Source organism: Cellvibrio sp. GW822-FHT04B05 (assembly GCF_058800985.1).
On the sequence record NZ_JBXAMU010000002.1, the window covers coordinates 13715 to 26811 of the forward strand.

The window sequence follows — 13097 nt, forward strand, 5'->3', positions numbered from 1 at the left end:
GGTGGGAGTCCGTGTAGAAAATTCTATTTAAATTTAAAGGGCGCTTTTTTCTGCTCGACAATACGCAGTATTTTTTGCTGGAATGCCGGCCAAAATGTATCGGGCAAACTGGCACTTATCGGCAGATAAAACCAATTTGATTGCGCAAATGCTTTACATTTTACCGCATCTTTCTCGGTCATAATCACCGGAAGATCGTTATCAAATACGAGATCAGCAGGTGTATAAGCGTAGTGATCCGAAAAATTTCGCAATGTTGACTGAACACCTAAAGCCATCAATGTCTGTTGAAAACGCTGCGGATTACCAATACCCGCAACTGCGTTGACGTGCATATTATTGAAATGAGCATTATTGATTTTTTCACCTGACTGCAGGTTAATAAAATCTTGCGGTTCTATGTGCATGGGAATGTAAAATAAATCTTTCATACCGGGTAGGATAAAATGATCAGAGGGTGAATTGACGACTACCCAATCAACATTTTTTAAGCGTGAAGCGGGTTCGCGCAATGGTCCGACTGGCAAGCGCCAACCATTGCCCAAACCACGCTGACCATCGACTACCGCAATTTCAATATTGCGCCCCAAACGGTAATGCTGCAAGCCATCATCGCTTAATAAAATATCGCAGCCTTCATCTTCCAGTAATCTGGCCGATGCAATCCTATCGGCTCCAACACAAACAGCGCAGCCTGTTTGCTGAAAAATCGTTATCGGTTCATCACCGGCTTCTGCGGCCGAGCTGGAGGCATCCAGCAAATAGGGATAACGCGGTGCTTTGCCGCCGTAACCACGACTAATCACACCGGGATTAAATCCCTGTTGCTGCAGCCATTTGACCAGTGCTATCAGTAACGGAGTTTTACCCGTCCCGCCTACAGAAATATTTCCCACCACCATCACCGGCGTTGCCAATTTTTTTGATTCGTATCGCAATAGCCAGAAGCGACGAATGTTAGCCAGCAATACAAACAATCCCATTAACGGTAGCAGCCAAAACGTCCAGCGGCGCTGACCGTACCAAGCGGCTAACCAGCTATCTTCTTTTGACGGCTGTGGCTGGTTTTGGGATTGCTTGTTCAAGGATTGTTTGTCCAACGATTGAGAGTTAGGGGAATTCAAATTGTTGCCTGTAAAAACACAAAGGACTTTTGCATCGTCGATACAAAAGTCCATGGATAATGGCGAAGCTGGCAAGGATTGTAACCGAGTCGCTAGTCTTTTTCAGGTTCAGGTTGGCGGGTGGTGATACTTAAGTGGGAAAAACCCAACTGTCCTGCTGCGTCCATCGCCTGTACCACGGCCTGGTGGGGAGTTTTAGCGTCAGCAGTGATCACCAATGGGGTCTTGTTATTGCCTTCCGCTGTCTTTTCCAAAGCGGATCTCACGGTTTCCATTTTGGCATTTACCAAGGCTTTACCATTGATCGCATAACTACCATCAGCAGCAATCAAAATCTCGATCTGCTGCGGCAACTCATCAGGCGGCGTACCTACCGCCTCAGGCAAACTGACCGTCAGGTGGCTTTCTTTAGTAAAAGAGGTCGAAACCATGAAGAAAATCAGCAGGATAAAGACTACATCAATCAATGAAGTCAAATTGATAAATTCTTCCTGACGGGCTTGTCGACGAAATTTCACGGCATAACCTCGATGTATTAAACCAGCTTTACGTCAACACGACGCTCGCTGTGCAGTGCATCAATCAACTTGATTGCCTCTTCTTCCATATTGACCACGATGCCGTCGATACGGCGCTGGAAGTATTTGTGAGCAATAGTGGCAGGGATAGCAACTACCAGACCGGCAACCGTTGTGTAAAGAGCGATGGAAATACCACCTGCAAGGACATTGGTTGAACCAGTGCCATGCAACAGAATGCCGTTGAAGATTTCGATCATGCCCAACACAGTTCCCAACAAACCAAGTAAAGGCGCAAGGTTAGCAATAGTTCCAAGGGCACTGACATAGCGTTCCAAATCGTGGATGACCTTGTTGGCAGCTTCCTGTACCGAATCTTTCATCACATCACGCCCGTGTTTGGAGTTACTCAAACCGGCGGCCAAAATATAACCAAGGGGCGATGATTGCTTGAGTTCACGTAATTTTGTGGCGTCCAGCTGATTGTTTTTAATCCAGCTCCAGACTTGGGCAAGCAGGGTTTTGGGGACGATTTTGGCAGGATTCAGCGTCCAATAACGTTCGGCGCTGATAGCAATCACAATCAATGAGCAGGCCAGTAGCGGCCACATCAAAATACCACCTGCTAAAAAAATCTCAATCACAGCTATATTCCTCTTATTGTGCAGCCCATTTAAGTGCCAACCCGAATTGCGGCGTACATTACCATAACAAAGGGGGATTGCCATGGGGGGCACGAGGATAGACTACAAATGTGTGAAGGAGTACGGCAACAGGTGTTAAACAATTAATCGAAGACTCGATAGTAGCGCCGCCTCAGTCATACCAATACCGCCGGTGCAATTTTCGGTACTCTTGCGTCAATTGCAGCTTGCCCTCGTACCATGCAAAAACTACAGCACCCGTTTCTGCAGTGTTGATTTCACGACTATTCACATTCTGGAAACGTTTGCGTACATCCTTGTGAGGATGACCATGCTGGCTGCGATATCCAGCGGAATAAACCACTATCTCGGGGCGGGCATGATTGACGAACTGTAGTCCGGACGATGTGCGACTACCATGGTGAGCCGCCAGCACAAGATCAAGCTGTTGCGGAAGTTGCTGCGCGCGCAGTAATTGGTTTTCTACCGAAACTTCAATATCACCCGGCAGCAAAATGTAGTGGCCAGCGTATTCAATCAGCAACACACATGAATGATTATTTGCGCTAGCGCCCTTCAGTTGCGGAAACTGTAAAAAATAAAAATGTACGGATTGCCAATTCCAACTAGCAACCTGATGGCAATTTTGCGCATCTACATCGCCACTCATTTTTTGCGGCTCTCCAGCCAATACGTGCCCGGCAGAGATTTTTTCCAGCAACCCCATCATGCCTCCAGCATGATCCATATCACCATGGCTAACCACCAAGCGATCAACCTGCACAATTCCCTGCGAATACAAATAGGGTGCAACTATCCCGCTGCCCGCATCAAAACTATCAGTGTATTTTGGACCAACGTCGTACACTAATGTTTTTTTGCCAACCTGCACTACAACCGCAGTACCCTGGCCCACATCTAATACGGTGAGTTTTAAATCCGGCTGATTGGGGGGATCCACAAAAAAACATAAAATGAATCCCAATACTACTCCACACCAACCCAACACCCGTGGAAATAACCCTTTGGGCATGAGCAAGATAAGACAACTTATTCCTATCAACACTGTTAATGAAGGACTGAATGCGACAATCGGGCTAGACCAGGAGCCGCCCAATAAGAGTAAATATTCCAAAAATATTTTTATGATTTCCATCACCCATGCCGAGCAATTCAATAAAAAATCACTTATACCTTCAGATAAACCACGCAAGGTTGCACTGATTAATAACAGCGGCACCACAAGAAAGGTGATTAAAGGAATCGCTATGGCATTGGCGAGAGGCGCGACTAGCGAAATATTATTTACAAGCACGCTGAGCGGAACCAACAGGCCAATAAACATTACCCACTGCGAGCGCGCAAAACCATATAACATACTTGCCACACCAAACCCTGACCAAGGCTCAGCCACTTTTTTAACAATCATGCGTCCCGAAAAATAAATCAGTAGCAATGCCACCGCACCGAATGATAACCAAAATCCCATATCGAGTGCCGCTAATGGATCGATAATAACTACCAACGCTAGCGCGAAACAAAAGATATTGGATATGTGAATACTGCGTCGCCAAATGCACGCGAAATAAAAAACAGTGAGCATAATTAATGTGCGAACGGTAGGAATATTAAACCCTGCAAGTGCGGAATAAAAACTCGCACAAAGAATTGCCGACCACCAGGCAATCACCAATGCGGGACAACGATGCCAAGCGAGCTGAATTAACTTGCCAAGAAAAAGCCCGACATAAAAACCAAAAATAGCGAGAAAACCAACATGCAATCCTGAAATAGCAATCAGGTGGCTCGTTCCGGTTTGCTGCATACGCAGCCATTGGTTTTTTTCCACTAACGATGAATCACCAATTAACAATGCAACAAGAATCCCTCGCTCACTACTATCACTTCGCGCAACAATCCACTGCTGTAATTGATAGCGTTGCCGATTGATCCAATCATCAAATCGCCAGCTTGTGTCGGAATCCATCTTCTGTTGGTTGGCACGATGATCCAGAACGTAACCGGTAGCACCAATACCTTGCCGTAACAACCAGCCCTGATAATCGAAACCGGCTGGATTTACAAATCCTCGCGGTCGCTTGAGACGAACGCGCAATTGCCATGTATCGCCAATCATCATGGACGGCAACGCACTGGCGGCACCATTACGCTGGTACTGATACCAACTCAATTGAAGTTTCGGCGGAAACTGATCAACAGAAAGTGGTTGCCCGGATGTTGTGCTGGCTGACTCAACGCGCAAATTAAAACGCAATCGACGGCCATCGTGCTCAGGCAAGTCCTGAATCCGGCCAGTGACAACCAAGTCTTTACCGACCATCTCATCGGCGAGCTGTATTGCGAGCAAACCATGACCTGAATAAATTCCCCAGGCCAATCCGGATACCAAGGCAAGCCCATAACGAAGCGCGGGCCAACGCCAACACACCGCTAACAGCGGTAAGAGCCCGAACAAGCTCCAAATGGGAGGTAAATAAGAGAAAAAGCTGATCGCAATAACACCAGCGGAAAAAAGCAATAATACGAGGGGCATGGGATAGTCCTTTATCGTCAGCAGCAGCGAAGCTACTTGCCTGACATTCCATTTATCATCAAATTGACGCGCAGATTATGACATCCTGCGGGTTACGGCAATTCTGCCTCGCAATGCCCAAGATAACAACCGCATAGTCTTGGCAAATAATTAAAGGCATAATGCGCACTCATTTTTAGCGGTACTCTGGTTTAAGTATGGCGCGTAATCTACTAAAACGATTTATTCCCACACCCGCAGCAATCAAAAGCAATCCGGCCTTGCAATTTTTGGGGCACTTGTTGCATGACCCCAACTTATTTCATTTGAATCGCCACTCTGTATCTGTCGCATTTTTCTGGGGACTTTTTATTGCACTCCTGCCCATTCCGGGCCAAATGCCTGCAGCAGCAGGTGCCGCGTTGTTATTCCGCTGCAACCTTCCTATTACGGTAGCACTGACATGGATTACGAACCCATTCACCATGCCGTTTTTCTTTTTTATTACTTATCAAGTCGGTAGCTTTTTTTTACAGTCGCAACCGTTAATGATTCAACCCGAATTGAGTTGGGATTGGTTAGCTAATGAGTTTGGTCACTTATGGAAACCGCTTTTGGCGGGCTCAGTATTAACAGGCCTTTTCTTTGGTGCGCTAGGTTATTTTGTTATGCAATTTTATTGGCGCTGGAACGTGGCTCACAACTGGAACAAACGTAAAAAGGAACGCGCCGAAAAAGCAGCTGAAAAAAATGAATAATAAAAAACCCGCAACGTGCGGGCCTTTTTATTGAGCAAAATGTTAATTTGAAGGACTGATTACTACTCATAGCGAAGCGCATCTGCCGGCTGAATCTTACTTGCTCTCCACGCCGGATACAGGCTGACAAAAAAACTAATCAGCAACGCTGTAACAACAACTTTAGCAATATCACTAACAACTAATTCTGATGGCAAATACGTAATGGGATAAACATCAGAATGCAAAAACTGGACACCAAAAGTACGCTCAATAATTTGCACGAGCGGTGTAACAAAATAAGATAAGGTCACGCCAAGTACTAAGCCAATCGATGTACCAATCAATCCGATCAACCCTCCCTGCACCATAAAAATGGCCATAATCTCTATCGTAGATGCGCCCATGGTACGCAGTATTGCAATATCGCCCTGCTTATCCACCACTACCATGATCAATGTAGAAACCAGATTAAAAGCGGCAATTGCGATAATTAAAAACAGCAGCATACCGACCATATTTTTGGACATCTGGATCGATTGATAAACACCGCCGTGAGTGCGCATCCAGCTTGAGCCATAATAATCTGCCGGCAGTGTCTGCATAATATCGCGCACAACTTGCGGCGCAGCGAAAAGATCATCGACCTTTAAGCGGACTCCCGTTATCTGCCCGGGATAACCCGACAGTTCTGCTGCGGCTTCAATTGCCATCAGTGCCAAACCATTGTCAATATCAGTATGAGTATCAAGAATTGCCAGCACATGGACGATTTTAATTTGCGGTGCGGCATTGCCTTCAACAGGAATAATTAAACTGATAGTGTCTGTCACTTGTACGTTAAGCTTTTCAGCAACACCGCGCCCAATAATAATCGCCGCGTCATTACTTACTAATTTTTCAAGCGTACCTTCGGGTAAAAATTGCGGCAGTTTGGAGGTTGTATGTTCTTGCGCAGCATCAATACCAAAAATATTGATGGGTGCGACGCGTTTTTGATAGCTGAGCAAACCCTGTAATTGTACAAAAGGCGATGCTGCCAATACTTGCGGGTGCTTTTTAAGCTCAGCAATCAATTGCTCGGGTCGCTCGATTGCATGGCGATGATAGATTGCTGCCTGTGGCATAACGCCGAGAATATTTTCGCGCAGTTCTTTATCAAAGCCATTCATAATCGACATGACCAGAATCAGCAGAGCCACACCAATGATCAAACCTGCAGTGGATAAGCGCGAAATAAATGAGACTAAATGGCTATGGCGGTGAGAAATACCATAGCGGGTTCCAACCAGAAAAATATAGCGGCTAAGCATCAATTAGCCTCTGCTCCGACAAGTACGCCGTCTATCAGCGTAAGCGTGCGATCCATACGTGCAGCCAATCGCGGATCGTGGGTCACAACTACAAAGCTGGTGCCGATTGATTGGTTCAACTCCAACATTAATGCCTGGATCGAATCGGCAGCGTGGCTATCGAGATTGCCCGTTGGTTCATCCATCAACACACACGCAGGATTAGTGACAAGCGCTCGTGCAATCGCAACACGCTGGCGTTCGCCGCCGGATAACTCTGAGGGTTTATGATCGACACGTTTGGCAAGCCCCACGCGAGCTAATAATTCAAGTGCGCGCTGCTTCGCAATTGCAATGGGCTGCTTGCCGATTAATAACGGCATGCTCACATTTTCCAACGCAGTAAATTCCGGCAACAAGTGATGGAACTGATAAACAAATCCTAAACTGCGATTCCGCAAACGGCCGCGTGCATCTGCGCTCAAGTGCGAGAGACGCTCGCCTGCAACGCTGACATCGCCGGAATCAGGCACATCCAAACCACCGAGAATATTCAACAGCGTCGATTTGCCTGAACCGGAGGCTCCAACAATCGCAACACGTTCACGTGCATTGATCTGAAAATTAACGTTGCGTAACACATCAACCGCAAGCGAGCCTTGGCGATAACTTTTGCTCACCTGTTGGCAAATTAAAACCGGAGCGGATTCATTCATAGCACGAAACCTTTAGGACTAACGCAACAAATCATATTTACCAGGAACATATATTTACTCATAGCGCAGCGCCTCCGCAGGCTCAATTTGCGCAGCACGATAAGCCGGATAGAGCGTTGCAAAAAAACTCAGCAGTAATGCAACACCGGAGATAAATATTACATCCTGCCATAGCAATACTGAGGGTAGCTGGCTGATAAAATACACATCTGGATCAAACACCCGCAAACCGAACAAAGTTTCAATTCCACTCATAATCGGTGTTAGCAACAACGCGACAATACAGCCGATAACCGTGCCGATGAAGGTTCCAAAAAAACCAACTGCACTACCCTGCACAATAAAAATTGCCATCACTTGCCGTGCACTGACACCCATGGTGCGCAGCACTGCAATATCAGAACGCTTGTCAGCAACCATCAATACCAGGCTGGAAACAATATTAAATGCGGCCACGGCGATGATAATCATCAACAGCGACCCTACGACAATTTTCTCCATCTTCACTGCCTGGAATAAGCTGCCTTGGGTTTGGCTCCAGTCCTTAACGCGATACTCACTGCCCAGTTGGCTACGCAATTCACCCATCACTTTTGCCGCATCAAACATATTGGTTGTTTTTACATGCAGCCCTTGCACACCGGGTTGACGCAAAAACTTTTGCGCATCTTGCAGATGAATTAATGCCAAAGTGCTATCGACTTGCGCACCCACGTCAAAGACGCCAACGAGAGTAAAACTACGTGAGCGGGTAAATGCGCCCAGAGGAGTAATGTTGATCTCAGGAGAGGTAATACGGATTTTATCGCCAGGCGCAAGCATTAACCGACTGGCCAATAATCGCCCCATGACAATCCCATATTCACCCGGTTGCAGTTGCGCCATAGAACCGACAATCATACGTTGATCGACCACCGACACCCTGGCTTCCGCCTCCGGTAAAACACCGTGCAACTCGATTGCCTCAACACCACCGGAATAACTCACCATAGCGCTGCTGGCGATATAGGGGGCGGACGCAACTACCTGAGGGTGAGAGTCAACTTGTGCCGACAGCGCTTGCCAATCTTTGACCGCCGGGAGTTGATCAACAAAACCGTGGGGAATCACACTGAGAATGCGCTCTTTCATTTCGCGGTCAAAACCGTTCATTACGGACAACACTATAATCAATGCCATAACCCCAAGTGCCATGCCCACCAGGGAAAAGGCGCTGATAAAGGATATGAACTGGTTTCGACGCTTGGCGCGGGTATAGCGCAGGCCGATATAAAGCGGGATGTTTTTTAGCATGGGCGCATTAAACCCAATTGGCCTCGTTAGCTCAAGCAAAACCGACCGTTAACCCAAGTAAAACAACGCGGCGTCCATCTAAAACCTGAACGGTCAGATCAGCTTGTGCTATGTTTACTGCATCACAATTTTCGGAACCTTACTCATGAGTGAACGCCGTAGTTACTTTCGTATTGATGAAAGTATCGCCCTGGAATTTAAAGAGGTTGAGGAGATAACCGCAAATACCGCTGCTGCGGAATTACAATTTCCCAATACAGCCTCATTAAAGCTGTTTGCGGAATTGCGTAAAATCGATAACGACAATGCCCACCTCTTCCACCAGATCAAGGAAACCAGTCGTGCCTTGGGTGAATATCTGCATAACCTCAATCGCAAAATCGACATTATCAGTCAGCAGTTAATGACAGACTCGAAGCCCTTGCCACCATCAAAAACCATTAAACAGGTAAACCTGAGCGAGGGCGGAATTGCCTTTGGCAGTTCCCGTGCAGTGGAAGCCAACAGATTCATTGCCCTGCGGTTGATTTTTTTACCGAGCAATGCCGGACTGGTACTGTTTGCCAAAATCATTCGCTGTGAACCCAGTAACACCGGCGAATACCAGATTGCGGCAAAATTCCATCGAGTCAGCGATAGCCAGCAACAATTAATTGGCCAACAAATTATGCGGGCACAAATGGCTGAGCGTCGGAAAAGCCAGCAGTATCTGCAGTAATTTTATTATCTACATGAATAACGCAAGGTAATTATGTTTCGGACATTTCTCTCTACATCCATAGCCGGTCTTCTGGCAACAGCAATTCAAGTTAATTGTTCTGTTGCAGAGGAAATCCGTATTCCGGTTGGCGAGCAAGCAAAAACCCAACCCGCCGTAGACATGCCCACCAAAGGCATGAGTAAAGAGCGAGTCAAAAGTTTATTCGGGGAAGCATTGGAGGAAGTACCGGCAAAAGGCCAGCCACCGATTTCCCGTTGGCGTTATCAGGAGTTCACGGTATATTTTGATAGCAACATCGTGATTCACTGCGTAAGAAACTTTCAGCCTAAAGCATCCCCAACAGAGAGCAATAATCAAAGCACAGAGCAATAAACAAGAATAAAAAGCAGAAATAAACAGGGCGCGATTACATCGCGCCCTAATAAATTTACGTCCAATCTGAACTATCGTCGGCTAATACGATTTACACCATCAAGCGCAGCAATGCGATATGCCTCGGCCATGGTGGGATAATTAAAGATATTATTGAGGAAATAATAAATATTATTGCCCTCGCCTTTCTGCGCCATAATCGCTTGGCCAATGTGCACAATTTCTGCCGCTTCAGCACCAAAACAATGTACCCCAAGGATCTCCAGCGTATCGACGTGGAATAACAATTTAAGCATACCCACATCATCACCACTGATTTGGCCGCGCGCAGTATTTTTAAATAATGCGCGCCCCACTTCGTAAGGCACTTTAGCTTGGGTCAATTCAGTTTCTGTTTTACCTACTGAACTGATCTCCGGCAAGGTATAAATGCCGGTTGGAACATCTTGCACCAGTTTGCATTCATCGCCATAAATTCCACCGGAAACCGCGCGCCCCTGGCCATAGGATGCGCTCGCCAAACTCGGCCAACCGATTACATCGCCCACAGCATAGATGTTCGGCACTTCTGTACGATAAGAATTATCCACCTTTAAATTACCGCGATGGTCAGCGGTTAAACCGGCAACGTTCAGGTTCAACCCATCAGTATTACCACTGCGGCCGTTACACCACAAAATGGCATCTGCTTTCAATCGTTTGCCCGATTTTAAAAATAATGTAACGCTGCAATCGCTAGCTTCGATTGCCTCATACTCTTCCCCGTGACGAACCGTTACACCACTGTCACGCAGGTGATAACTCAGCGCATCGGAAATTTCATCATCAAGGAAAGACAATAGATGTTCGCGATTGTTGATTAAATCAACGCGCATTCCCAATCCGGAAAAAATAGACGCATATTCGCAACCGATTACGCCTGCACCGTAAACAATGATATGGCGCGGTGTGTGTTGCATTTCCAAAATCGTATCACTGTCGTAAATACGGGGATGAGTGAAATCAACATCCGCAGGACGATAAGGGCGAGAGCCAGTGGCGATAACAATCGTCTCGGCATAAATAGTTTCGATACCGCTATCCGGCAATATAAGATTCACCGTGTTGGCATCAATAAAAGATGCTTCACCAATATGGACATCTACGCGATTACGGACATAAAAACTGGTGTGTAATTCGACTTGCTTGGGAATCACTTTGGCAGCGGATTGCAATACACGGGGGAAAGTCAGACGGCGACTGTCGCCTATCTCACGGAATAAGCTGTTACTTTTGAATTGGATGATTTGCTTAACAACATGACGCAGGGATTTGGAAGGAATTGTCCCCTTATGCGCACAACTTCCGCCCACCAGTGTTCTATTCTCGATCACTGCAACACGCTTGCCGACTTTCGATGCAGCTATCGCAGCGCTCTCACCTGAAGGCCCGGAGCCGATAACCAAAAGATCGTAGCTGTGGTCTGCCGATTTTTTACGACCAGTCAATTTATTCCCCTCATTTAACAATGTTGGTGCATGTTTAGTTTAGCAACAAGCATTCCGTTTTCGAATTAAATTTACGGACTAATTAATCTATGGATAGAAATCAATATTCGACCAGGTTGATAAGGCGCCCGATGAGAAGTTGATAATGCATTGCAGAAAATTATGGCAGGCCAAAACAAAACAGGCCCCTTTGCAGGAGCCTGTTCACCGCACTTAGTGCAGGGTATTGATGAATTCAAGTGCGGGCTGAGGATACACACCCAACCACAATATCAAGACAACCAGAAGAATCACAATAGCCGTACTGGTGCGACCAATTGGCAAACTATCTTGCCCTGTATTTGTGTTGCGATCATATAGAGCAATCATCACACGCAAATAATAATAAAGCCCCAAACCGCTACCGACGATCAAGGCCGCGAGTAAAATCCAACTACCAGTGGTTACACCAGTCATAAAGATATAAAACTTACCGATAAAACCAGCAGTCAGTGGAATTCCAGCCAGGGACAACATCACAAAAGTCATCGCCACTGCCAATGCAGGATTACGCCAGAACAAACCACGGTAATGATTAACCTCTTCTGCATCCAAAGCATTACCACCATGGGACAATGCACTAATAATCCCGAAGGCCGCCAGACTGGTAACCACATAAGTCAGCAGATAAACGTTTGCGCTTTCAACATCAATTGAATTACCTGCAATTAAAGCAATCAGCAAATAGCCCATATGAGCAATAGATGAATAAGCCAACATACGCTTCAGGTTGGTTTGAGTCAGCGCCAGGAAGTTACCCACTGCGATTGAGATTACAGCAATCACGGCAAGTACCGGCTGCAGCACACTGGTCAGTTCAACAGGCACCTGGCCTAAAAAGCGAATCAGGATAGCAACAATCGCTAACTTGCTGGCGGTAGCCAAAAATGCACCTACTGGAGCTGGCGCACCTTGGTACACATCCGGAGTCCAGAGATGGAATGGTGCAAGAGACAATTTGAAACACATGGCAATAACAATCATGGCAACGCCGAAGCCAGCCAGATATCCACCATGCTCGGCAAATCGTTCGCCAAGGTTTGCAAACAACATTGTGCCGGTCTGCGCATATACCAATGCCATACCAAACAGCATGAATGCCGAAGCCGCTGCAGACAATATCAAGTATTTAACGCCGGCTTCCAGTGAACGGCTGCGCTCATGAGTGTAAGCGACCATGCCGTATACAGGCACCGACAACAACTCCAAACCGATAAAGAAACCGGCCATATGGCTGCTGGATACCAGCACTATTCCGCCAACCGCGGCGATCAACAACAACATGTAAACTTCTTCTTTGTTGTTGCCGTAACTCTCGAGGAAATAGCGCAGGAACACAGTGCAAACCAAGGAGGCAAAAATGACCAGCGCACTGTAGAAGAATGCATAACCGTCGATCAGGATCAAATCGGTTACCGGCGTTGCAATGCGATCTGCGGCAAAGCCATTTAGCGCAAAAATAGAAACTAATGCTGCTACCTGACCGACAATAGTTATCCAATAACTAACTGCATGGTTACGTTTGATGGAAACAGCCAACATTACCAATACAGCAGTAAGACTCAGTAAAACAACCGGAGCTAAAGGTAAAAAAGATTCGAATGTTAAATTCATAGTGACC

At 46.5% G+C, this 13097-nt stretch carries 12 protein-coding genes; 3 read left to right on the forward strand and 9 right to left on the reverse strand.

Annotated elements, in window-relative coordinates; translation table 11 throughout:
- Window positions 1–23 precede the first annotated feature (23 nt).
- The 4 genes from lpxK to AC1RJL_RS05675 all read right to left on the reverse strand — a co-directional run bounded on the left by lpxK (window position 24) and on the right by AC1RJL_RS05675 (window position 4840).
- Window positions 24–1124 carry a tetraacyldisaccharide 4'-kinase gene (gene lpxK / locus AC1RJL_RS05660; RefSeq protein WP_492911803.1) on the reverse strand — a complete coding sequence of 367 codons (1101 nt, stop codon included), beginning with the start codon at window positions 1122–1124 and terminating at the stop codon, window positions 24–26.
- Window positions 1125–1216: 92 nt separating this feature from the next.
- Window positions 1217–1642 carry an ExbD/TolR family protein gene (locus AC1RJL_RS05665; protein WP_492911805.1) on the reverse strand — a complete coding sequence of 142 codons (426 nt, stop codon included), beginning with the start codon at window positions 1640–1642 and terminating at the stop codon, window positions 1217–1219.
- A 17-nt stretch (window positions 1643–1659) separates the two neighbouring features.
- Window positions 1660–2286 carry a MotA/TolQ/ExbB proton channel family protein gene (locus AC1RJL_RS05670; protein ID WP_492911807.1) on the reverse strand — a complete coding sequence of 209 codons (627 nt, stop codon included), beginning with the start codon at window positions 2284–2286 and terminating at the stop codon, window positions 1660–1662.
- A gap of 172 nt (window positions 2287–2458) precedes the next feature.
- Window positions 2459–4840 carry a DNA internalization-related competence protein ComEC/Rec2 gene (locus AC1RJL_RS05675; protein WP_492911809.1) on the reverse strand — a complete coding sequence of 794 codons (2382 nt, stop codon included), beginning with the start codon at window positions 4838–4840 and terminating at the stop codon, window positions 2459–2461.
- Window positions 4841–5037: 197 nt separating this feature from the next.
- Here AC1RJL_RS05675 and AC1RJL_RS05680 point away from each other — a divergent pair, with 197 nt between their 5' ends.
- The gene (locus tag AC1RJL_RS05680; RefSeq protein WP_492911811.1) at window positions 5038–5577 is read left to right on the forward strand and encodes a DUF2062 domain-containing protein; all 540 of its coding nucleotides are present in this window, start codon (window positions 5038–5040) and stop codon (window positions 5575–5577) included.
- A 62-nt stretch (window positions 5578–5639) separates the two neighbouring features.
- Here the strand turns inward: AC1RJL_RS05680 and AC1RJL_RS05685 are convergent, their stop codons facing one another.
- The 3 genes from AC1RJL_RS05685 to AC1RJL_RS05695 are packed head-to-tail and all read right to left on the reverse strand — an operon-like array spanning window position 5640 to window position 8857.
- Window positions 5640–6869, reverse strand: coding sequence for a lipoprotein-releasing ABC transporter permease subunit (locus AC1RJL_RS05685; RefSeq protein WP_492911813.1), 1230 nt, complete (start codon window positions 6867–6869; stop codon window positions 5640–5642).
- On the reverse strand, window positions 6869–7564 hold the full coding sequence (gene lolD / locus AC1RJL_RS05690) for a lipoprotein-releasing ABC transporter ATP-binding protein LolD (protein WP_492911815.1): 696 nt from the start codon (window positions 7562–7564) through the stop codon (window positions 6869–6871). Before lolD ends, AC1RJL_RS05685 begins: the two co-directional genes overlap by 1 nt.
- 54 nt (window positions 7565–7618) lie before the next feature.
- Window positions 7619–8857: a lipoprotein-releasing ABC transporter permease subunit gene (locus AC1RJL_RS05695; RefSeq protein WP_492911817.1), complete on the reverse strand. Its 1239-nt coding sequence runs from the start codon at window positions 8855–8857 to the stop codon at window positions 7619–7621.
- Window positions 8858–9002: 145 nt separating this feature from the next.
- Between AC1RJL_RS05695 and AC1RJL_RS05700 the strand changes: the two genes are divergently transcribed.
- Both AC1RJL_RS05700 and AC1RJL_RS05705 read left to right on the forward strand, forming a co-directional pair.
- A complete protein-coding gene (locus AC1RJL_RS05700; RefSeq protein WP_492911819.1) occupies window positions 9003–9575 on the forward strand; it encodes a PilZ domain-containing protein in 573 nt (190 codons plus the stop codon).
- A 33-nt stretch (window positions 9576–9608) separates the two neighbouring features.
- The gene (locus AC1RJL_RS05705; RefSeq protein WP_492911821.1) at window positions 9609–9950 is read left to right on the forward strand and encodes a hypothetical protein; all 342 of its coding nucleotides are present in this window, start codon (window positions 9609–9611) and stop codon (window positions 9948–9950) included.
- 71 nt (window positions 9951–10021) lie between these two features.
- Here AC1RJL_RS05705 and sthA read toward each other — a convergent pair whose 3' ends face one another.
- The gene (gene sthA / locus AC1RJL_RS05710) at window positions 10022–11437 is read right to left on the reverse strand and encodes a Si-specific NAD(P)(+) transhydrogenase (protein WP_492911823.1); all 1416 of its coding nucleotides are present in this window, start codon (window positions 11435–11437) and stop codon (window positions 10022–10024) included.
- Between the two features lie 213 nt (window positions 11438–11650).
- Window positions 11651–13090, reverse strand: a complete 1440-nt coding sequence (nuoN, locus tag AC1RJL_RS05715; protein ID WP_492911825.1) for an NADH-quinone oxidoreductase subunit NuoN — start codon at window positions 13088–13090, stop codon at window positions 11651–11653.
- Window positions 13091–13097: the final 7 nt, after the last annotated feature.